Below are 21,866 nucleotides of genomic sequence, written 5' to 3'. Positions count from 1 at the left end.
GTCCAAGCTACGCTAAACGCGAGCCAGCCGGGCTGCGGTGCCGTTCGCGGTGCTCTGCGCGGCGAGGTGCGCCAGGGCGGCGGGGCCTGGCGTGCCCGCCTCGCCGAAGAACGTGACCAGCGCGTGGTCGGGTCGGCCGGGAATCGCGAGGTTCTGAAACCGCAGCCGAACCGGGCCGACCCCGTCGATGAGCAGCAGCGCGCGCCCGCTGTACGAGGCCGACGCGTCGTGCCGTGCCCAGAGGCGGCGGAACTCGGGATCGCGCCTCGACAGCGAGCGAACGAGGTCGCGCCGCCGGGCATCCCTCGGGTCGCTGTGAAACCGGAACGAGGCCACCGTGCCCCGCGCCAGTTCGGGCCAGTCGGGCGCCGTCGCACGCAGCAGCCGCGAGAACACCAGGTTCAGGATGCTCGACCCCTCGTGCACGTACCGCCCGCACAGCCGGCCGGCCAGGTCGTTCGCCGCCGCCACGTCGTGGTTGCGGTCGATGACCAGGGCCGGCGTGCCGGAGAACTGCTCGAGCAGACGCAGCAGGTCTTCGTCGAGCGCCGGAGTCATGCTGGCCCGGCGCTGGCTCACGCCGGGGTGGGCGAGCCGGAACAGGTAGGCGGTCGCCTCGCTGTCGAGGCACAGCGCCCGGGCGAGCGCGAGCAGCACCTGGTCGGAGGGCTGGTGGTCGCGGCCCTGTTCGAGCCGCAGGTAGTAGTCGCTGCTGATGGTGGCGACGGCCGCGACCTCTTCGCGGCGCAGGCCGCGCACCCGGCGGTGCAGGTCGCGGGCGAGGCCGACGTCTTCAGGTTGCACGAGTTCGCGCCTGGCGCGCAGATAGTCGCCGAGTGCCGATGCCGAGTCGTTCATTGTTCTCCCATGCGAGATGCCTGACCTCATTCTGGAGCGGCGGCTCCGCACCGCGTGAGAGCGTTTTCGGCCCTGCATGCGTCGATTCGAGACACGCGGGCCGGCCGTGCGGCGTCGCGCCCCGAGCATCCGGTCGTGCGGGTCGATATCGTGGGCACCATTGACCGTCGAACGAAGGATCATCGCGTGCCCGATGCAACACCGCCCGATGCCGCACCGCCCGATGCAACACCACCCGATGTCGGTTCCACGCCATCGGCCGAAGCCGTCGGCCCCGCCGACGCTGCCCGGGCCACCGTGGCCGCCGCCTCCGACCTCATCGGCATCGACGACCTGCTCACGGCCGACGAACTCGCCTTTCGCCAGCAGGTGCGCTCGTTCGTCGACGCCGAGATCAGGCCGAACATCGCGGGCTGGTACGACCGGGCCGAGTTTCCGCGCTCGGTCGTTGCGGGCATGGCGAAGCTTGGACTCCTGGGCATGCATCTGACGGGCTACGGATGCGCGGGGCGCAGCGCCATCGACTACGGCCTGGCGGCGCTCGAACTCGAGGCCGGCGACTCGGGGCTGCGCACGTTCGTGAGCGTGCAGGGCTCGCTGGCCATGAGCGCCATCGCCAAGCACGGCAGCGAGCAGCAGAAGCAGCAGTGGCTGCCGGGCATGGCCGCGGGCGCGATCATCGGCTGCTTCGGCCTCACCGAGCCCACCGCCGGTTCCGACCCGTCGAGCATGAAGACCTTCGCTCGCCGCGACGGCGACGACTGGGTGCTGAACGGGTCGAAACGGTGGATCGGCTTGGCGACGATCGCCGACGTCGCGATCATCTGGGCGGGCACCGACGACGGGGTCCGGGGTTTCATCGTGCCGACCTCGACGCCCGGGTTCAGCGCCACCGCGATCGGCCAGAAGCTCTCGATGCGGGCATCCATCCAGTGCGACATCGTTCTCGACGAGATGCGGCTGCCCGCCGACGCCCTGCTGCCGAATGCGCGCGGCCTGCGCGGGCCCTTCGAGTGCCTGAACGAGGCTCGCTACGGCATCGTCTGGGGTGCGATGGGGGCAGCGCGCGACAGCTATGAGGCGGCCCTCGGCTACTCGCTCGAGCGCATCCAGTTCGACCGGCCGCTCGCGGGCTATCAGCTCACCCAGCAGAAGCTCGTCGACATGGCGCTCGAGATCGACAAGGGCCTGCTGCTCGCGCTGCACCTCGGCCGCCGCAAAGACGCCGGCACGCTCACGCCGGCCCAGATCTCGTTCGGCAAGCTGAACAACTGCCGCGAGGCCATCGCCGTCTGCCGAAGCGCGCGCAGCATTCTGGGCGGCAACGGCATCACGCTCGACTACTCGCCGTTGCGGCATGCCAGCAACCTCGAGAGCGTGCGCACCTACGAGGGTACCGACGAAGTGCACACGCTCATTCTGGGCAACCGCATCACGGGCATCGCCGCCTTCCACTGACGGTCGCCCGTCGACCGGCGTACGGCCGACCGTCATCGGCGCGCCGTCGGCGGGCCGACCGTCATCGGCGCGCCGCCGGCGGGGGCGTGTTTCGGGTTTGTGAAATCAGCGCAGCCGGTGTGTCACCCGGCGCGGAAGCGAATGAGAATTGCCTCAGCCAGTTCTGAGGGGGAGGGCAGCACCATGACCGATACGAAGACACCACCGGGCCCGGCCGCGGGTTCGAGCAAGCCGGCCCGACCGCGGGTGCATCCGGTCGACGAGGTGCTGCCGGTACCGAAACTCGCGGCCTACGGGTTTCAGCACGTTCTGGCGTTCTACGCGGGCGCGGTGCTGGTGCCGATCCTGGTGGCGAACGCGCTGGGCCTCAGCAACGAGCAACTGATCCACCTCATCAACGCCGACCTCTTCACCTGCGGGTTGGCCTCGCTCATCCAGTCGATCGGCTTCGGCAGGCGGTGGTTCCGGTTCGGCATCAAGCTGCCGCTGCTGCAGGGCGTCACCTTCACCGCCGTCAGCCCGATGATCGCCATCGGGCTCGCGGTGATGAACTCGGGCGGCAGCAACGTCGACGGCCTGCTGACGATCTACGGGTCGGTCATCGTCGCCGGGCTCTTCACAATTCTCGTGGCGCCGTTCTTCGCGCGGCTGCTGCGCTTCTTCCCGCCTGTGGTGACCGGGTCGATCATCCTGATCATCGGTGTGGCCCTGATTCCGGTGGCGGCCGGTGACGTGACGTTCGGCGCGATCCCCGGCGTGAACGGATCGTACATCGATCCGGCGACCGGACTGCAGACCTTCGTGTACACCGATGCGGCCCACATCGCAGGCACCTCGGTGGCGCAGTACGACTACACGCTGATGAACGGCGGCGTGCTGCTGACCAACTTCGCCTATGCGTTCGGCACGCTGGCGATCATCCTGCTCATCCAGCGATTCTTCCGCGGTTTTCTGCAGACCATCGCCGTGCTGCTCGGCCTGGTGATCGGCACCCTCATCGCGTTCGCGCTGGGGGCGGCGAACTTCGACAGCGTGGCCACGTCGCCGGCCGTGGGGCTGGTGCTGCCGTTCAGCTTCGGCATTCCGCAGTTCTCGATCACGGCCATCATCTCGATGATCATCGTCATGCTGATCACTATGGTCGAGACGACGGGTGACGCCTACGCCACCGGCGAGATCGTCGGCAAGCGCATCCGGCCCGCCGACATCGCCGCGGCCATTCGTGCAGACGGCCTGGCCACGGTGCTCGGTGGCATCTTCAACTCGTTCCCGTACACGGCCTTCGCCGAGAACGTCGGGCTGGTGCGGCTCACGCAGGTGAAGAGCAGGTGGGTGGTGGCGACCGCCGGTCTCATCATGATCGTTCTGGGGCTCATTCCGAAGGCAGGTGCGATCGTGTCGGGCATTCCGCACCCGGTGCTCGGCGGGGCCGCGCTGGCACTCTTCGCCGCGGTGGCGGTCGCGGGCATCCAGACCCTGCAGAAGGTCGACTTCTCCGACCACCGCAACGGCATCATCATCGGTACGACGCTCGCGACCTCGGGGCTCATCACGGCCTTCGGGGCGGTGTCGGCGGCGTTTCCCGAGTGGGCGCAGATCTTCTTCGGCTCGGGCATCACGTTCGGCGCCATCACGGCGATTGCGCTGAATCTGCTGTTCTTCCACACCGGCGGTCGGGGGCAGGCGGTCGCCGGGCGACCGGGCCGCACGCTGGTGACGCTCGACCAGGTCAACGAGATGACCCAGCAGCAGTTCGACGAGACGTTCGGCGACCTCGTGCAAGACGCGCCCTGGCTGCTCGAACGGGCGTTCGCCGAGCGGCCCTTCGCCGACGCCTTCGCGCTGCGGGCGGCGTTTCAGGATGCCCTGCTCACGGCCTCGTCAGAAGAGCAGCTTCTGCTGCTGAACTCGTTCCCCGACCTCGGCAGCCCCGACGACACCGGACACGCCTATGCACGCGACCACTCCGAGAGCGGCATCGGGGCGCTGAACAGCGAAGACATCGACGACATCGCCGACCTGGCCACGACGTACCGCGAACGCTTCGGCTTTCCGCTCGTCGTGTGCGCCCGCGAGGTGGAGCGCTACGAGAAGGTGGTCGACAACGGCTGGGCGAAGATGGCGAACTCGCCGGTGGCGGAACGGGCATCCGCTCTCATCGAGGTGTCGAAGATCATGAACCACCGCTTCGACGACAAGGTGGCCGACGCCAACCCCATCGCCTCGTCGCACATCGGCCAGGCGACCGAGGTGCCCGCGCGGTGAGCGACTCGGCCCGGTGCCGCGTACGATGACGCCATGAACACAGCAGACGTCGACGCGGTCACCTCGGGCTGGGCGATCATCCTGCAGACCCAGAAGCGTGACGGCAGCTGGGTGGCGACGCCGGTGACGCCGACGCGGTCGGGCGACGTCGTCTACGTGATGACCGACGGAGCGTCGGGCAAGGCGAAGCGCATCCGCAATTTTCCGACCGTCAGAGTCTCGGCCGGAACGAACAGCGGAAAGGCGACCGGGCCGGTGCGCCTGGCCACGGCGACCCGCCTGCTGGGCGATGACGCTCGTCGGGCGACCTCGGTCGTTCGGCGTAAGCACCCGATCGTCTTCGGCGCGATCATCCGGCTGCGGTTCGCATTCAGCTCGGCAGACCAGGCGGTGTTCGAACTGAGCGACTTCAGGGCCGAGTCGTAACCCGAACGTCACACGGCTGCCGCATAGCGGGGGCGCCGCATCGAATATCATTCACAGACGACCGTTCGTCGTTGACACCCATCCGAAAGAGTTGGTACCGACGCATGACCCTGCCGAGTGCGCTGAGAAACGCCGAGCCGCTGCTGCTGACCCGGCGCCGCATCTGGATCATCTTCGGGGCGCTGATCGCCGGCATGCTGCTGTCGAGCCTCGACCAGACCATCGTGTCGACGGCCATGCCGACCATCGTCGGCCAACTGGGCGGCGTCGAGAACCAGGCCTGGATCACCACCGCCTACCTGCTGGCGACCACACTCGTCATGCCGATCTACGGCAAGTTCGGCGACGTGTTCGGCCGGCGCGGGCTGTTTCTGATCGCGATCGCGCTGTTCACGCTCGCCTCGATCGGCTGCGCATTCTCGACCGACTTCTGGGTGTTCGTGGTGTTCCGCGCCATTCAGGGCCTCGGCGGAGGCGGTCTCATCATTCTGTCGCAGGCGATCATCGCCGACATCGTGCCCGCCTCCGAGCGCGGCCGTTACCTCGGCCCGCTCGGCGGCATCTTCGGTCTCGCCGCCGTCGCCGGGCCGCTGCTCGGCGGGTTCTTCGTCGACCACCTCACCTGGCAGTGGGCCTTCTACATCAACATTCCGGTGGGGGTGGCGGCGTTCGTCATCACGTGGTTCGCGCTCACCCTGCCCGGTAAGCGGCCGACCCATCGCATCGACATCGCCGGCGTGGTCTTCCTTTCCGCAGCGACGACGTGCCTCATCTTCTTCACCGAGTTCGGTGGCAACGACAAGCACGGCTGGGGGGCGCCCGAGACGTTGCTGTGGGGAGCGGGACTGCTGCTGGCGGCGCTCGCCTTCGTGTTCGTCGAGTCGCGGGCAGAAGACCCGATCATCCCGCTGTCGTTCTTCAAGAACAGCGTGTTCGTCATCGCCACCTCGATCGGGTTCGTTCTGGGCATCGTGATGTTCGCCGCCCTCGCCTTCATCCCGACCTTCCTGCAGATGGCGTCGGGGGCCTCGGCCGCGGCGTCGGGCCTGTTGCTGCTGCCGATGATGGTGGGCCTCATCGGCGCCTCGATCATCTCGGGCATCGTCATCTCACGCACCGGCCGCTACAAGGTGTTCCCGATCGCGGGAACGCTGATCACCGGCGTCGGTGTGTTCGCCATGACCACGCTGAGTGCGGCGACCCCGATCTGGCTGATCTGCGTGTTCCTGTTCCTCTTCGGCACCGGGCTCGGCCTCATCATGCAGGTCATCGTGCTCGTGGTGCAGAACGCCGTGCCGGCGAACGAGGTCGGCACCGCGACCAGCACGAACAACTACTTCCGCGAAGTCGGTTCGGCCCTCGGGGTGGCCGTCTTCGGGGCGCTGTTCACCAGTCGGCTGTCGAGCTCGCTGTTCGACATCTTCACCGCGTCGGGTGCTTCGCCGACGGATGCGGCGGCCTCGACGGCCACGCTCGACCCGGCCGCGCTCAACAAGCTGCCGCAGGCGATTCACGACCTCGTCGTCAACGCCTACGCCGACTCGCTCGCGCCGGTGTTCTGGTACCTGATTCCGTTCATCGCCGTGGCGTTCGTGCTGTCGCTGTTCCTCAAGCCGATTCCGCTCTCTGACGTGGCCGGCATGGTGGCGCGCGGCGAGGCGATCACGGGCGAGGAGGCCGACGTACTCGAGGCGCAGCGCCTGGCCGAAGCGAAGGCCGCGAAGCACGCCGGCGCAGACATCGGCACCGGCGCCGAGCCGCCGAAGCAGTAGCGCGCGAGCCCGACCGGAGCCTGCCTCCGAAGCAGTGGCGAACGTAACGTCACCGAAATGTGGGGCGGTTACACTCGGCAGAGTGAACTGACCAGTTCACATTGCTGACGGTAGGGGACTCCATGAGTGACAAGACGCTGATGCTCGGCGCGTTCCAGACGTTCGGTCTCGGTGGGGCCTGGCGGCTGCCGGCCAACACCTCGGTCGACTTCCTGCAGCTCGACCACTGGGTCACGATGGCCAAGCGTCTTGACCAGGCGGGCGTCGACTTTCTGTTCTTCGCCGACGACTACTCGTACCCGGTGCTCGACGGCCGGGTGATCGATGTGGCCATCGAGAAGGCCGTGCTCTTTCCGCGCGGCGACCCGTCGACCATCCTGTCGGCCCTCGCTCTCGTCACCGAGCGGCTCGGTCTCGTCGTGACGAGTTCGACGACCGTCGAGAAACCGCAGATGCTCGCCAAGCGTCTCGCCACGCTCGATCACCTGAGCAAGGGTCGCATCGGCTGGAACGTGGTCACCGGCTCGGGCCAGAACGCCTCGTCGAAGCTCATGGGCGAGAAGATGATCGCGCACGACGACCGCTATGCCGTGGCTGACGAGCACGTGAACCTCACGATGAAGCTCTGGGAAGGCTCGTGGGAAGACGACGCCCTGAAGGTCGACAAGGAGAACGGCATCTACGCCGACCCGTCGAAGGTGCACGAGATCGAGCACGACGGCCCGTTCTTCAAGGCGCACGGCCTGCTCACGGTTCCGCCGTCGCCGCAGCGCACCCCGGTGCTCTTCCAAGCCGGCACCTCGCCCCGCGGCCGCGACCTCGCCGCGCGTTATGCCGAGGCCGTGTTCGTGGCCGCCGAAGTCGACATGATGGCAACGCAGATCGCCGACATCAAGGCGCGGGCCGAGCAGTTCGGGCGGTCGGCCGACGCCATCAAGTTCATGCCCGCCGGCACCTTCATCGTCGCCGAGACCGAGGCCGAGGCGCGGGCCCTGCGCGAGCGCATGGTCGGCTACCAGACCCTCGAGGGCGCCGCCGCGGCCTACGCGTTCTTCACCGGTCTCGACCTGGCCTCGATGGATCTCGACAAACCGCTCGCCACCACCAAGACCGAGCAGGGCCGCACGAACGTCGAGCGGTTCTCGGGCGAGAACGGCAAGCCGGCACCGACCGTGCGCCAGATTCTCGACGAGTTCAGGCGCAACGGCGTCATGGGCCAGCCGTTCATCGGCACTCCCGAGCAGGTGGTCGACCAGGCCGAGGCCGTCATCGAGACCACCGGTGCAGACGGTTTTCTCGTGCAGCCCGATCCCACCGGCGGGTACGACGACTTCATCGACCTGGTGATGCCCGAGATGCGCCGGCGCGGGTTGCTCACCGAGGCACCGTCGGGCCCCACCCTGCGCGAGCGCATCTTCGGCGAGGGCCAGGCGCGGCTGCCGCACGATCATCCGGGCACCGCGTACATCGCCGCCACGCCGGTCGCCGTCGGCTGACCGGCGGGCGGCTGACGGCGGCGGCGGGCACACGACGGCCGGGCACACGACGGCTTGGCATGCGACGAGCGGGCGGTGGGTGGGCACAGGGCACCCCCTCGACGAGCCCGCCTGGCTGTGCTTAGGCTTGAGTCATGGCCGGGAGGAACGAGCGCAGCGACACCAGGCTGAACGTGGCGCGCTACCAGCTCGACGGGTCGGTGCCATCAGACGCCGAGCCCGACGACGAGGCAGATGTGGCCGGGCAGACGCGCATGGAGGCCCGGGCGCAGTACGTCGAGATTCAGATTCAGCAGGCCATTCGTGCCGGTGCCTTCGACAATCTGCCCGGGGCCGGCAAGCCGCTCACCGGGCTCGAGCAGACCTACGACCCCGACTGGTGGATTCGCAAGAAGATCGAGCGCGAGAACATCACCGGGCTCGGCCCGCCCGCGCTCACGCTGCGCACCGAGAATCAGGGTCTGGATGCCCGGCTCGACGCTGCGCCCTCTGAGCACGCCGTGCGGCAGCTGCTCGACGACTTCAACGCCCGCATCGTCAAGGCCCGGCGGCAGCTGAAGGGCGGCCCGCCTGTGATCACGCCGGTGCGCGACGTCGACGACGAGGTGGCGCGCTGGCGGCAGCGTCGCACGGCCCGGCTCGAGGCCGCGCACGCCGCGCGCGAGCAGCGCGAGGCCGAGCTGGCGGCGATGACCTGGCGCGAGCGACGCCGGGCCCGCCGCGAAGAGGGGCTGTAGCCGCCATGGCCCGGTCGAAGGCACACGCGATGACGCTCGAGGAGGCGCTCGCCATCGAGCGGAACGCGCGCGATGGTGTGCTCGATGAGACTCTTCCGGGCACGGCCGGCGTGATCGCCGAGGCCCACCGGGTGCATCAGACCGCCTACATGTGGGGGTCGGTGCGGGCGGGTTCGGCGCCCCCGCGCATCCGTCGCGGAATCGTGCTCGGCGTGCTCATGGTGCTCGTGACGCTGGCCGGCTTCGTGCTCACGTTCGTCGCGCCGCACTGAGGGTGCGATGGGGGCTACCGTGCCGCGGAGGCCCGGAGTAAGTTATTCGGCACCGAGTGCCTCAATGACGATCGCTGCTTGTGTGACCAGCCGTGGGGCGCCGCTGCGCCGGAACATCTCGCCGTGCGCAGAACGATGCACGAAGGAGTGAACACATGGGTCTTCTCGACGGCAAGGTCGTCTTCATCACCGGCGGAGGTCGCGGCCAGGGCCGCGCGCACGCCATCGTGTCGGCGCGGGAGGGGGCCGACATCGTCTTCGTCGACACGACGACACCGTTCGCCTCGGTTCCCTACCCGCACACCACCGCCGACGACATCGCCGAAACGGTGAGCCAGGTCGAGGCGCTCGACCGCCGCGTGCTCAGCATCGAGGCAGATGTTCGCGACCAGGATGCGCTCGACGCGGCCGTGGCGGAAGGCATCGCCCAGTTCGGGCAGATCGACTGTCTCATCGCGAACGCCGGCATCTGGACCCTCGGACCGGTGCAGGAGATGAGCCGCGAGACGTGGCAGGAGATGATCGACATCAACCTCACCGGGGTGTGGCAGTCGGTGAAGGCCGTCGTGCCGCACATGATCGAGCGGCAGCAGGGTTCCATCGTCATGACGAGTTCAGTGAACGGGCTCGAGGGTGGTCCGTTCTTCTCGCACTACACGGCGGCCAAGTTCGCGGTGGTGGGGTTCATGAAGGCCATCGCCGTCGAGTTGGGGCCGCAGGGCATCCGTGCCAACACCGTGAACCCGGGCACCATTCTCACCGGAATGACGAACAATCAGCAGGGCTACGACATGATGGCCGGGCACGCCGGCGGAACGTACGACGACCTGATGGCGGCGGGCAAGACGTACGGCATTCTGAAGGGCTCGGGCTTCATGAACCCCGAGGTCATCGCGAACGCGGCGCTCTTTCTGAACTCGCCGTTGGCGTCGAACGTCACCGGCATCAGCCTGCCCGTCGACTCCGGCCACCTCGCGATGGCGGGCATCAACATGGACCCGAAGGAGTAGCCCTGCACGGCTAGGCTCGGCTGCATGAGCGAACAGGCGGCCGGGCCGGGCCCGCTGGCGGCGCGTGACGCCCCCCGAGTCACGCGGGCAGACCTCGTGCTGCTGTGGGCGAGCCGGGTCGTCGCGACGGGCGGGGTCATCGTGAGTGTGTGGGCCGCGATCGCCACCGGCGCGATGCTGGTGCACGGGCATCCGGCCTACGCGGTGCTGCTGACGGTGGTGTTCGCCGTGAGCGCCGTCTTCGCGGTGCTCGCGTGGCGCCGCCGCCCGGCGCATCGGCGCGCTGCGGTACTGCGCGGCATCCTGCTCGCGCTGTCGGTGGTCATGATCGCGGCGACGGCCTGGCTGGTGCCCTCGTCGCGGTGGAGCCGGCGCTCACGGCGATGGCCTCCGACCAGGCTGTGACGGTGAGCGAGACGCCCACCCAGATCGTACTCACCCCGACCGGCACGGTCAGCGACACGGGAGTGTTCTTCCAGCCGGGCGCGAAGGTCGACGCCCGGGCCTACGCCGCCGTGCTGCGCCCGCTGGCCGAAGCGGGTCACGTGGTCGTGATACCGAAGCAGCCGTTCGGCATCGCCTTTCTCTCGACCGGGGCGTTCTCGGCCGCGCGCGATCATGTCGCCGGCGTGACGCAGTGGGTGGTGGCCGGCCACTCGCTGGGCGGAACCGTGGCGGCGATGGATGCCCAGCAGTACGCGAACGCCCCGAGCGAGCCGGTCGTGGGGCTGCTGCTCTACGCCTCCTACCCGGCCACCGACATGAGCGGCCTCGACGCCGCCGTGCTGTCGGTCTCGGGGTCGAACGACGGGCTCGCTACGCCGGCCAAGATCGACGCGTCGAAGGCGTCGCTGCCGCCCGACACGACCTACCTGGTGATCGATGGGGGAGTGCACGCGTTCTTCGGCGACTACGGCCCGCAGGCCGGGGATGGTCAGCCGTCGATCTCGCACGACGACGCCCGTTCGCAGATCTCGACGGCGAGCGTCGCGTTCGTCGACGGCCTCGGCTGAGCCACGCCCACCCCGGAACCGCCATCGCCAACGGCACCGCCAGCGCCACCGGCACCAGCACCGCCACCGGCACCGCCACGGCCACGGCCACGGCGAGATCGCGTCGACTGCTCGCTACCGCTTGCGCCGCTTCGCCTTCACCAGCGACTGCGCCCGCACCCACAGCTCACTGAACGATCGCGCCGCCTCGGTGTTCGGCGCATATTCGGCCACCGCCGTGCGTTCCGACCCCATGCGTTCGATGACCACGGTCGACGGCACCACGATGTTGCTCACGTCGGCCTGGCTGCGGTGCAGGTCTCGAACGGCGTCGCGGTGGGCGACCTTGCGCCGGTCGACCATCGACAGGAACGCGAGCAGGGTCGCCGGATGCTCGGCCTCGGCCACGATCGTGCGCACCTGGTCGAGCGACCGCAACGACAGCGGCGAGGGCACCAGCGGAACCACCACCAGGTCGGCGGCGTGCAGGGCGTTCTGGGCGACCAGTGATTCGCCGGGTGGGCAGTCGAGAATCACGAGGTCGTAGTCGCGCTCGACCTGGCTGAGGATGCGCGTGATGCGTTCCGCCGACTTCTTCGCGGCGTCGAACACGAGGTCGAGCTCGCGGTACCCGGCGTCGGCGGGGATGACGTCGAGCCGCCGGTTCGCGGTCTGGCGCACCACACTGCGGGTGCTCGACCTTCCGTCGACGAGAGCCTCGATGCCGCCCTTGAGCTTGGGCTTCACGTCGAGCAGGTAGGTCGCGGCGCCCTGCGGGTCGAGGTCCCAGAGCAGCACGCGCAGGTCGGCCGCGGCCTCCCAGGCGAGGTTCACGGCCGTCGTCGTCTTGCCCACCCCGCCCTTGGTGCTGTAGACGGCGATGACCTTCACGCTCTGACCTTCATCTGGGCAGCCTACGGCCCGGGCGCACCCGGCCTGCGTGGCGGCGCCGCGAATCGCCGTGCCGGGTGTGCGAACAGTTCCGAGACCGCCCTGAACGCGGGTGATCCTACGTCGTCGACCGCCCCAGCAATACTTCGAGTTCTCTCAGGATTGCAAGGCTGGCGGGTCGGCCGGCTTCGACGTACTGTGGTGCAACTCTGTACCGCTCGCGCAACACCTAGTGACAGGTGGACAGCATGACGACATCGACAGCATCATCGACAGGCGCGGCATCCGGTGCCGGCGGCGGCCAGAATCCGGCCCTGAAGCGAACGGTGGGGTTCTGGGGGCTCACGTTCGTGTCGCTCGGCTCGATCATCGGCTCGGGCTGGCTGCTCGGGGCCCTCACGGCCGCCAAATTCTCGGGCGGATCGGCCCTCATCTCGTGGGTCATCGCCGCGATCATGCTCATGGTGCTGGCGCTCATCCACGCCGATCTCGGCGGCGCCTACCCGGTGGCCGGCGGCACGGCGCGGTACCCGCACTACGCATTCGGCGGCTTCGCCGGGTTCACGGCCGGCTGGGTGACCTACCTGCAGGCGGTGTTCATCGCCCCGCTCGAAGTGGAGGCGAGCCTGAGCTACGTGAACTCGGTCGGTTCCATCAAGACCGACTGGCCCCTGATCAACGTCGACGGCACCCTCAGCCCGCAGGGCACGGTGGTGGGCATCCTCGCGATGCTGCTGTTCACCTTCGTGAACCTCGGTGGGGCGCGCTGGCTCTCTGACAGCAACACCGGCATCGTGATCTGGAAGACGTTCGTGCCGCTGCTCACGATTGTGGTGCTGATCACACTGAGCTTTCACGCGCAGAACTTCACGGCGAACGGCGGCTTCGCGCCGTTCGGCTTCCACGGCATCTTCGCCGCGCTGCCGGCGGGCGTCGTCTTCGCCCTGCAGGGCTTCGAGCAGGCTTCGCAGATGGCGGGCGAGGCGAAGAACCCGAAGAAGGATGTGGCGAAGGCGATCATCCTCGCCATGTCGATCGGCGCCCTGCTCTACCTGCTGCTCGAGGTGGCGTTCATCGGGTCACTCGACCCGGCCACGCTCATCCAGAACGGCTGGGCGAACCCCATCGGAGAGGGCGACTACGGCCCGTACTACACCCTGGCGCTGGCCGCCGGGGCGGGCTGGCTGGCCGCGATCCTGATCATCGACGCGGTGATCTCGCCCGGCGGCACCGGCCTGATCTACGTGGGCACCACCGCGCGCATCTCGTACGCGCTCGGCCTGCCCCACGCTCTGACCCGCATCTCGGCCCGCGGCGTGCCGATCTGGTCGCTCGTGCTGGCCAGCCTGCTCGGCATCGGCGCGCTGCTGGTGCCGGGTACAGGATGGCTGCAGCTGGTCGGCTACATCACCAGTGCGACCGCCATCATGTACGCGTTCGCCCCGATCTCGCTCGCCGCACTGCGCAAGGCCGACCTGAAGCGTGAGCACCCCTACAAGGTGCCCGCGCCCATGTTCATGCTGCCGCTCGGTTTCGTGTTCGCCAACCTGATCATCTACTGGGGCGGCTTCGACGCGACCTGGCGGCTGGCCGTCGCCGTGCTCATCGGCCAGGTGCTGTTCGTGATCGCCGCCCTCGTCAAGGCGAGGAACGTGAACCTGGCGAAGGCGCGCTGGCAGTCGGCGCTCTGGATCTGGCCGTGGCTGATCGGCATGACCATCATCGGCTATCTCGGTGACTTCGGCACGACCGAGCTGAACCTGCTGCCGGCCGACTGGGACACCCTGATCGTCGCCGCGTTCGCCCTCATCGTGTTCTACTTCGCTGTCAGCCGCCGCATGTCGAACGCCGACGTCGAGGCGCAGGTCGACGACGACATCAGCCACGAAGAGGAGTCTGACGGCCAGCCTGCCGTGCTCGGGGCATGACCCGGCCCCGCCGCGTGTAGCCGTTTCTCGCGCCGGGGCAAGGGCCTCGATCATCCCGTGCCCACGGGGTTGAATGGGGAGCATGGACAAGATGTGGGTTGCGACGGATTTCGGCGGTCTCGACGTGTTCGAGGAGCACGAGGTCGAGGTGCCGCCACCCGGCCCGGGTGAGGTGACGATCGAGGTGCGCGCGGCCGGAATGAACCCCGCCGACTACAAGCACGTGGCGAGCGGCAGCGATCGGTCGCTGCTGCCGATCAGGGTCGGCTACGAGCTGGCCGGCGTCATCCGGGCGCTCGGCGAGGGCACCGAGATCGCGTCGGGCGGCGGCGCCGTCGGCGACGAGGTGATCGCCTACCGGGTCGCCGGCGGGTACTCGACGGCGCTCACCGTACCGGCGAAGAATGTGTTCGCGAAGCCCGCCTCGCTGGGCTTCGTCGAGGCCGCGAACCTGCTGCTCGCCGGCGCGACGGCCGCCGAGGCGCTGCACGTGACGACGGTCGCCGCGGGCGAGACGGTGCTGGTGCACGGCGCCTCCGGCTCGGTCGGGGTCAGCGTGCTGCAGCAGGCGCGCCTCATCGGGGCACGCGTCATCGGCACGGCCAGCGAGAAGAACTTCGACGTGGTGCGGCGGTTCGGCGGCATCCCGGTGACCTACGGCGATGGCCTCGAAGACCGCGTGCGCGCGGCGGCGCCCGAGGGAGTCACGGCCGGCATCGACACCGTCGGTACCGACGAGGCCACGGCGGTGTCGCTTGCGCTCGTGCCCGACCGGCAGCGCATCGTCACCATCGCGGCGCCGGCTCGGGCGAAAGAGCACGGCTTTCTCGCCATCGGCGGCACCATGCCGGCCAGCGCCGCCTTTCGCGACGGGGTTCGTCAACGTCTCATCGATCTGGCCGGCGAGGGCTCACTCGTGGTGCCGGTCGCCCGCACGTATCCGCTCGACGAGGCACGGGATGCCCTGCAGTACCTCAGCTCGCAGCACCCGGGTGGCAAGCTGGCCCTGCTCCCCTGACCTCCGTGTCAGTCCTCTTCGGGCGGGGGAGTGAGGCGCAGCTCTTCGAGGTCGAGCCGGGCGGTCACCCGGCGCAGCACGACGTCGTCGATGACGCCCTCGTGGCGCAGCCGGTAGATCGCCTCGCGCTTCTTCGGCAGCAGGGCCGCCTGCAGGTCTGACTTCGTGTCGATCTCGCTCGGCTCGCGCCGGGCAGCAGCAGGGTCGCCGTCTTCGCGGTGGATGCGCGCAAGCCGAAGTTCGAGCATGTGCCGCACGGCGTCGGCCGACTCCTTCGGTGTCTTGAGCTGCGCGGCGACCTCGGGCAGCGCGGCCAGCTCGGCCCGCAGGCCGGTCTGGTCGGCCAGCAGCTCTTCGTCGAACTCGGTCGGGTCGGGCTGCAGGCGGGCCCAGCGCACGATGGCCGGCATGGTCAGACCCTGCACGACGAGCGTGAACAGGATGTCGATGAACGTGGTGGCGATGATCAGGTCGCGAAACGGCAGCGGGTCACCCGAGCTCGTGGTCGTGGGCAGCGCCAGCGCCGCCGCCAGCGAGACGGCGCCGCGGAACCCCGCCCACGCTGTGGGTATGCGCTGCCTGAACTTCACGCGCAGCAGCCGCTGCGAGGGGCGCCGGTCGATCGCCCTGATGATGTACGGCGTGGTGTTCGACCAGACCAGCCGGGTGGCGAACACGGCCACGGCGATGACCAGCCCGAACCCCACCGTCTGCGCCCATCCGGTGCCCAGGCCCGCCGCGACCGTGTGCAGCTCGAAACCGATCAGCACGAAGAGCGCGCCGTTGAGGATGAACGTGCTCAGCTGCCAGAAACCGTACGACTGCGACCGCATGCTCGCCGTGATGAGGCGCGGCCCGGTCTGGAAGATGAGCAGCCCGCAGGTCACCACGGCGACCACACCCGACACGCCGAAGAACTCGGCCGGCAGATAGGCCAGAAACGGCGTGACGACGCTCAGGGTGTTGACGAGCAGCCGGTCGCGCACCAGCCGCCGCAGCAGAACGACGATGAGCCCGACGGCCAGGCCGATGGCGATGCCGAACACGTAGGAGGCGATGAAGCGCAGGGTGGCGCCGCCGATCGAGATGGGCGTGCCGCTCACGGCCGCGCCCAGGGCGATGGCGTAGAGCACCAGGGCCGTTCCGTCGTTGATGAGGCTCTCGGCGCGCAGAATCGTGGCATTGCGCCGCGGCAGGTGGCCGGCGACCGAGGCGACGGCGGTGGCGTCGGTGGGGGCGAGAATGGCGCCGAGTACGAAGGCGATGGGCCAGGGCATCCCGAACCCGTGGGCGATGGCGGCCACGACGCCCGCGGTCACCAGCACCAGCACGATGGCACTCAGAACGATGACGCGCAGGTTGCGGCGTATCTCGCGCAGCGAGGTGTTCAGCGACTCCCAGTAGAGCAACGCCGGCAGAAAGAGCAGAATCACCAGGTCGGGCGGCAGGGCGATGCCGGCCAGAAAGGGGATGAACCCCAGCGCCGACCCGGCCACCAGCAGCACCAACGGCGCAGGCAGGCGCAGTTTCGCGGCGATCGCGCCCCCACCGAAGATGGTGAGACCGATGATCACCAGTATGACGAGACCCTCCATGGCGTACTCCCCGCGATTGTGCAACCCGTGTCGGTGGCGTGTTCGCCATGATGGATGACCGGCGATACTGAGTCAATGACACTCTCTGACGAACTGCTCGGCCTGCTGCGCAAACCGAGCCTCTGCTTCATCGCTACCACCATGCCGAACGGCTCACCCCAGCTCACCGAGACGTGGGTCGACACCGACGGCGAGAACGTCGTGATCAACACCGTCGAGGGTTTTCAGAAGGTGCGCAACATCGCCCGCGATCCGCGGGTGTCGGTGGCGATCGCCGACGCGGAGAACCCGACGCGCTACTTCCAGGTGCGTGGAACAGTCATCGAGACGCGCACCGAAGGCGCGGCCGAGCACATCGATGCGCTCTCGCACAAGTACACCGGCCAAAACTACCCGTGGTACGGCGGTCGCGACCAGACCCGGGTGATGCTGATCATCAGGCCCGACAAGGTGGGCTCGCAGGGCTGACGCCCCTACTCGCCCTTGTCGCCGCCCAGGTTCAGCTTGTCTTTGACGCGCTCGATGCCCTCGGTGACCAGCGCCTCGGCCGAGTCGCGCACGACCCCGAGCGCGAGCGGATCGCCCTTCAGCAGAGCGAGAGCCGTGTTCTTGGCGAACTCCGCCGTGATGTGCGCCGGCAGCGGCGGCACGTTGCGGCTGCAGTACGCATCGATCAGCGTGACCCCGCGATGGGCGAAGGCGGCGTCGACGGCCGCCTCGATCTCGTCGTCGGTCTTCACCCGTACCGCGTTGAACCCGAGCAGTTCGGCCCAGCCGGCGTAGTCGACCGACTCGACGTCTTGCGCCGTGCGCCACACCGGGTTGCCGTCTTCGGTGCGCATCTCCCACGACACCTGGCTCAGGTCGTCGTTGTGGATCACCACGATGATGAGCTGCGGATTGCTCCATTCGCTGAGGTACTTCTTGACGGTGATGAGCTCGTTCATACCGAGCATCTGAAAGGCTCCGTCGCCGATCGTGCAGACGACCGTGCGCTCGGGGTAGGCGAACTTGGCGGCCACGGCGTACGGCATCGCCGCCATCATCGTGGCGAGTCGCCCAGAGAGGTCGCCGAGCATGCCCTCCCGCAGGCGGATGTGGTGGCCGTACCAGTCGGCGGTGGTTCCGGCGTCGGCCGTCACGATCGCGCGCGGGGGCAGGCGCTTGTTGATCTCGTGGATGACCCGGCGCGGGTTGGCGCCGTCGGAGTACGAGTGCATCGCCTGCGCCTCCATCTCGCTCTCCCACGCGACCATCTCGTCGGCCACGTTCTGCTGCCAGGCGAGGTCGGTCTTCGGCTCGAGGTGCGGGATGATCGCCTGCAGCGTCGCCCGCACGTCGCCCCACAGGTTGACCTCTGTGGGGTAACGCAGCCCCATCTGTTCGGGCTTCAGGTCGACCTGCACAGCCCGGGCCTGCCCGGTCTTCGGCAGAAACTGGCCGTAGGGATAGTTCGTGCCGAGCAGCACGAGTGTGTCGCAGTCGTTGATCTGGTGCAGGCTCGGCAGCGAGCCCAGCAGGCCGAGCTGCTGGCTGTGGTGCGGCACGTCTGACGACACGACCTGCTTGCCCCGCAGTGCGGTGATGATGCCCGCCCCGGCCAGCCGAGCCGCCTCGAGCACCTCGTCGGTCGCGCCCGTGGCGCCGTGGCCGACCAGGAAGGTGACCTTGCTGCCCGCATTGATGACGGCGGCGGCAGCCCTGATGTCTGCCTCGGGCGGAACGATCGTGGTCGAGGGGGCGACGGCGCTCGAGCGCGACTCCCAGTTCGCGGCCGCGGGTTCGGCCATCTTCATGTCTTGCACGTCGTGCGGAATGACGATGACGGCCGGTCCGAGGCGAACCCGGGCGGTGCGGAACGCGGTGTCGACCACGGCTTGCGCCTGCTGCGGCGACACGATGGTCTGCACGTACACGGCGACATCGGCGAACACCCGCTCGAGGTTCGACTCCTGCATCGTGAAGGTGCCGAGCGCGTTCAGGCCCTGCTGGCCGACGATCGCCACGACCGGCTGGTTGTCCATCTGGGCGTCGTACAGGCCGTTCAGCAGGTGGAACGCGCCCGGGCTCGAGGTGGCGATGCACACGCCGACCTCGCCGGTGAACTTCGCGTGGGCCGTCGCCATCAGACCGCAGATCTCTTCGTGGGTGGGCCGGATGTACTGCAGCCCCGCGCCCTCGCGCTCGGCCTTGCCCAGGGCACCGTCGAACGCGCCTGCCCCGTCGCCCGGAAACCCGAACACACGGGTGACCCCCCAGTCTTTCATGCGCTGGATGACGAAGTCGCTCACGGTTGTCATGAAGAGCCTTTCGAGATGGTGCTGGTGACGTTCGAAACCTAGTCCGCCGGGTGGGCGGCGGGCTAGGGATTGACAGCCCTGCGCCGCGGCCGGGCGGCGCGACAAGCCCCTTATCCCGCGGTCGGCCGGGGCGTAGATTCGCCCTATGGTCACTGGGGTGGAGATCGAGGTCGAGGGCGGTATCGTGCGCGGGGTGCGCGAGGGTGCGACGACGGTGTGGCGCGGCATCCCCTACGCGGCGCCGCCGGTCGGCCCCCTGCGGTTCCGGGCTCCGCAGCCGGTCGTGCCGTGGGCGGGCATCCGTGACGCGGCCGAGTTCGGGCCCGTGGCCACCCAGGCCTACCGTGGTCAGTTCGCGGGCGTCGGGCCGGGCATCCCGTCGGGTGAAGACTGCCTCACCCTCAACGTGATCATTCCGTCGGCGGGGTCGCCGGGCGCACCGGATGCCCGCGAGCTGCTGCCCGTCATGGTGTTCATTCACGGCGGCGGCTACGCGGCCGGCTCGTCGCGCGACTTCTCGGGGCAGGGCGAGGGCTTCGTACGCACCGGCTCTGCGGTCTACGTGAGCTTCAACTACCGCCTCGGGGCGCTCGGCTATCTCGACCTCAGCCGCTACTCGTCGCCGGAGAGACCCATCGACGGCAACCTCGGGCTGCGCGATCAGGTCGCCGCGCTCGGCTGGGTGCAGCGCAACATCGAGCGGTTCGGCGGCGACCCGGCGAACGTCACCCTGTTCGGCGAATCGGCCGGCGGAAACGCGGTCACCACGCTGATGGCCACGCCTTCGGCGGGCGGCCTGTTCGCCCGGGCGATCGCTCAGAGTTCGCCGCCCAGCTCGGTGTACCCCCGAGACCTGGCTGACGCGTGGGCCGAGCAGTTCGTGACGATCGTGCGCGACCGGTTCCACCCCGAGCTGTCGCCCCGAACGCCGCTCGCGCCGGCGGTGGCCGCGCACGTGCTCGACCAGACGTCGGCGGCCGACCTGGTGACGGCGTCGCTGACGCTGCAGCTGCACACTCCCGACGACTTTCCGGGCACGTTCTGCCTCGCGCCGGTGGTCGACGGCGACATCGTGCCCGAGCATCCGCTCGCCGCGTTTCGCGACGGCACTGCGCACCGCGTTCCGCTGATCATCGGAACGAACAATCGTGAGGGCACCCTGTTCCGCGGCCGGATCGACATTCTGCCGCGGTCGCCCCGCCGCATCAGGGCGCTGTTCGAGCGGGCGCCGCGGGCCGCACGAACGCTCATGCAGTACGCCTACCCCGGGCTGCCGTCACGGCGTTCGGCGGCCGACTTCGGGGGCGACTACGCCTTCTGGTATCCATCGACGAAGGTGGCCGACTTCCACTCCCGCTTCGCGCCCGTCTACGCCTATCGATTCGACGTCGCGCCCCGGCTGCTGCGGCTGGTGGGCCTCGACGCGACGCACGGCGTCGAGATGTACGCGCTGTTCGACCAGGCCGACGTCTCGCTCGGCCGGGTGATGACGGCGCTCGGCGGGCGCGAGCCGTTCAGTGCTGCGGGCGAGCGCATGCGCGACAACTGGCTGCGCTTCGCCGGCCGCCGCGAGCTGGCCGATGGCTGGCCGCTGTACACCGAGCAGCGCCGGCTGACCAACATCATCGGCGACACCGACCACGTCGAGTCTGACCCGCGCCGCCAGCGCCGCCTCGCGTGGGACGCCTTTCTGCCCTTCGACGAGCCCGAACCCCTGCCGGCCTCCGCTTCGTACTACGCCGCGGTCTGACCCGGGGTCGCGAAGTCGCGGTTGTCGCCCGTCAGCCAGCGCGACCACGAGGCGCCCGGGTCGGTGCCGATGACGATCTCGCGCAGCAGCAGGGTGAGCGGAATGGCCAGCAATGCCCCGATGGGCCCGATCACGGCCACCCAGAACACGACGCTGGCGAATGTCAGCGTGAGCGACAGGTCGACGGCATCGCTGACGAACTTCGGCTGCACCACCTCCTGCAGCAGCGCGTTGATCACGCAGTAGGCGACCACCACGATGAGCGCGACGACCCAGCCGCCCGAGAGCAGCGCGAACACGGCGGCCGGCACCAGCCCGAGCACGAACCCGATGTTCGGAATGAAGTTGGTCACGAACGCCAGCACGGCCCAGATGAACGCGCCGGGCACGCCGAGCGCCCAGAGCAGCAGCCCGTCGAGAATCGCCACGATCAGCCCGAAGATCGCGCTGACCACGAAGTATCGGCGCACGCCCGAGCTGTAGTGCTGCAGAGAGCTGATGGTCGACGCCTTCGCTCGGGCGAGCGCGGGCGGTATCTCGCCGTAGCGCGCCGCATCGGCGCCCATGAAGATGATGTACACCAGAATGAAGAAGAAGGCCGTGGCGGTCGATGCGACGGCTGAGCCGACGCTCGCGGCTGCCGACACGAGCGTGCTCGTGTCGAGCGGGCCGCCCGATGCGGTGAGGCTCGACAGGTCGAAGCCGAGGCCGCCGAGGGCACCCGTCAGCGAATCGATCGTGCTGCTGACCTCGCCCGAATTCTGTTTCAGCAGGGCGACGAACTGTGTAGCGGCGAGCAGTATCAGCGCGCCCATCACGGCCAGAATCGCATAGGCGGCGACGAGCACCGCCGCGGTGGCGAGCCAGCGGGGTGCCCCTCGCCGCTCGAGCGGGTGGCGAAGCGGATGCACGATGATCACGATCACGGCTGCCAGCGCGAACGGGCCGATGATCGACTTGCCGAGCGAGAAGCCGACGACGACGACAACCGCCGCCGCCAGCGTGAGCAGCACCCGGGTGGCGGGCGAGAGACCGGCACGCGAGGCGAGACCGGCGGCGGGTGGCGGGGGCGTTGTCATCCTATGAAATGTACCCCCT

At 68.9% G+C, this 21,866-nt stretch carries 19 protein-coding genes; 14 read left to right on the top strand and 5 right to left on the bottom strand.

The genetic code is table 11. The annotated features are described in order from the left end of the window. Positions 1 to 12: 12 nt before the first annotated feature. Positions 13 to 858 carry an MmyB family transcriptional regulator gene (locus V3W46_RS10255; RefSeq protein ID WP_331783010.1) on the bottom strand — a complete coding sequence of 282 codons (846 nt, stop codon included), beginning with the start codon at positions 856 to 858 and terminating at the stop codon, positions 13 to 15. Positions 859 to 1,155: 297 nt separating this feature from the next. Here V3W46_RS10255 and V3W46_RS10250 point away from each other — a divergent pair, with 297 nt between their 5' ends. From V3W46_RS10250 to V3W46_RS10205, 10 genes are all read left to right on the top strand, one after another. Then, positions 1,156 to 2,316, top strand: a complete 1,161-nt coding sequence (locus V3W46_RS10250; protein WP_331783076.1) for an acyl-CoA dehydrogenase family protein — start codon at positions 1,156 to 1,158, stop codon at positions 2,314 to 2,316. A gap of 183 nt (positions 2,317 to 2,499) precedes the next feature. Further along, positions 2,500 to 4,581, top strand: coding sequence for a solute carrier family 23 protein (locus tag V3W46_RS10245; RefSeq protein WP_331783009.1), 2,082 nt, complete (start codon positions 2,500 to 2,502; stop codon positions 4,579 to 4,581). Between the two features lie 33 nt (positions 4,582 to 4,614). Beyond that, on the top strand, positions 4,615 to 5,007 hold the full coding sequence (locus V3W46_RS10240; protein WP_331783008.1) for a hypothetical protein: 393 nt from the start codon (positions 4,615 to 4,617) through the stop codon (positions 5,005 to 5,007). Positions 5,008 to 5,111: 104 nt separating this feature from the next. Continuing rightward, positions 5,112 to 6,779 carry an MDR family MFS transporter gene (locus V3W46_RS10235; protein WP_331783007.1) on the top strand — a complete coding sequence of 556 codons (1,668 nt, stop codon included), beginning with the start codon at positions 5,112 to 5,114 and terminating at the stop codon, positions 6,777 to 6,779. 122 nt (positions 6,780 to 6,901) lie between these two features. Next, the gene (locus tag V3W46_RS10230; protein ID WP_331783006.1) at positions 6,902 to 8,275 is read left to right on the top strand and encodes an NtaA/DmoA family FMN-dependent monooxygenase; all 1,374 of its coding nucleotides are present in this window, start codon (positions 6,902 to 6,904) and stop codon (positions 8,273 to 8,275) included. A 134-nt stretch (positions 8,276 to 8,409) separates the two neighbouring features. After that, on the top strand, positions 8,410 to 9,012 hold the full coding sequence (locus V3W46_RS10225; protein ID WP_331783005.1) for a J-domain-containing protein: 603 nt from the start codon (positions 8,410 to 8,412) through the stop codon (positions 9,010 to 9,012). Between the two features lie 29 nt (positions 9,013 to 9,041). Then, positions 9,042 to 9,284, top strand: a complete 243-nt coding sequence (locus V3W46_RS10220; RefSeq protein WP_331783004.1) for a hypothetical protein — start codon at positions 9,042 to 9,044, stop codon at positions 9,282 to 9,284. A gap of 155 nt (positions 9,285 to 9,439) precedes the next feature. After that, positions 9,440 to 10,294 (top strand): mycofactocin-coupled SDR family oxidoreductase, encoded by an 855-nt coding sequence (locus V3W46_RS10215; RefSeq protein ID WP_331783003.1) that lies wholly within the window; start codon positions 9,440 to 9,442, stop codon positions 10,292 to 10,294. A 24-nt stretch (positions 10,295 to 10,318) separates the two neighbouring features. Further along, complete coding sequence (locus tag V3W46_RS10210; RefSeq protein WP_331783002.1) at positions 10,319 to 10,699, top strand: hypothetical protein; 381 nt, start codon at positions 10,319 to 10,321, stop codon at positions 10,697 to 10,699. Between the two features lie 2 nt (positions 10,700 to 10,701). After that, a complete protein-coding gene (locus tag V3W46_RS10205) occupies positions 10,702 to 11,307 on the top strand; it encodes an alpha/beta hydrolase (protein WP_331783001.1) in 606 nt (201 codons plus the stop codon). Positions 11,308 to 11,421: 114 nt separating this feature from the next. On the opposite strand, the gene V3W46_RS10200 is transcribed toward V3W46_RS10205, so the two are convergent. Then, entirely contained in the window at positions 11,422 to 12,177 is a 756-nt protein-coding gene (locus V3W46_RS10200) for a ParA family protein (RefSeq protein ID WP_331783000.1), read from the bottom strand. Positions 12,178 to 12,425: 248 nt separating this feature from the next. On the opposite strand from V3W46_RS10200, the gene V3W46_RS10195 reads away from it, so the two are divergent. Both V3W46_RS10195 and V3W46_RS10190 read left to right on the top strand, forming a co-directional pair. Next, a complete protein-coding gene (locus V3W46_RS10195; protein WP_331782999.1) occupies positions 12,426 to 14,105 on the top strand; it encodes an APC family permease in 1,680 nt (559 codons plus the stop codon). Between the two features lie 82 nt (positions 14,106 to 14,187). Then, on the top strand, positions 14,188 to 15,123 hold the full coding sequence (locus tag V3W46_RS10190; protein ID WP_331782998.1) for an NADP-dependent oxidoreductase: 936 nt from the start codon (positions 14,188 to 14,190) through the stop codon (positions 15,121 to 15,123). Between the two features lie 8 nt (positions 15,124 to 15,131). On the opposite strand, the gene V3W46_RS10185 is transcribed toward V3W46_RS10190, so the two are convergent. Beyond that, positions 15,132 to 16,718: a Na+/H+ antiporter gene (locus V3W46_RS10185; protein ID WP_331782997.1), complete on the bottom strand. Its 1,587-nt coding sequence runs from the start codon at positions 16,716 to 16,718 to the stop codon at positions 15,132 to 15,134. A 75-nt stretch (positions 16,719 to 16,793) separates the two neighbouring features. Between V3W46_RS10185 and V3W46_RS10180 the strand changes: the two genes are divergently transcribed. Then, positions 16,794 to 17,186 (top strand): PPOX class F420-dependent oxidoreductase, encoded by a 393-nt coding sequence (locus tag V3W46_RS10180; RefSeq protein WP_331782996.1) that lies wholly within the window; start codon positions 16,794 to 16,796, stop codon positions 17,184 to 17,186. 5 nt (positions 17,187 to 17,191) lie between these two features. Here V3W46_RS10180 and V3W46_RS10175 read toward each other — a convergent pair whose 3' ends face one another. After that, positions 17,192 to 19,018: a thiamine pyrophosphate-requiring protein gene (locus tag V3W46_RS10175; protein WP_331782995.1), complete on the bottom strand. Its 1,827-nt coding sequence runs from the start codon at positions 19,016 to 19,018 to the stop codon at positions 17,192 to 17,194. 145 nt (positions 19,019 to 19,163) lie between these two features. Here V3W46_RS10175 and V3W46_RS10170 point away from each other — a divergent pair, with 145 nt between their 5' ends. Beyond that, complete coding sequence (locus V3W46_RS10170; RefSeq protein ID WP_331782994.1) at positions 19,164 to 20,768, top strand: carboxylesterase/lipase family protein; 1,605 nt, start codon at positions 19,164 to 19,166, stop codon at positions 20,766 to 20,768. On the opposite strand, the gene V3W46_RS10165 is transcribed toward V3W46_RS10170, so the two are convergent. Continuing rightward, positions 20,753 to 21,847, bottom strand: a complete 1,095-nt coding sequence (locus V3W46_RS10165; protein ID WP_331782993.1) for an AI-2E family transporter — start codon at positions 21,845 to 21,847, stop codon at positions 20,753 to 20,755. The genes V3W46_RS10170 and V3W46_RS10165 overlap by 16 nt on opposite strands. Positions 21,848 to 21,866 lie beyond the last annotated feature (19 nt).

The sequence above is a fragment of the Subtercola sp. YIM 133946 genome (genome assembly GCF_036553535.1).
Lineage (GTDB): Bacteria > Actinomycetota > Actinomycetes > Actinomycetales > Microbacteriaceae > Subtercola.
Note: the sequence above shows the minus strand (reverse complement) of the source record. Positions and strands in the feature narration are given on the sequence as shown.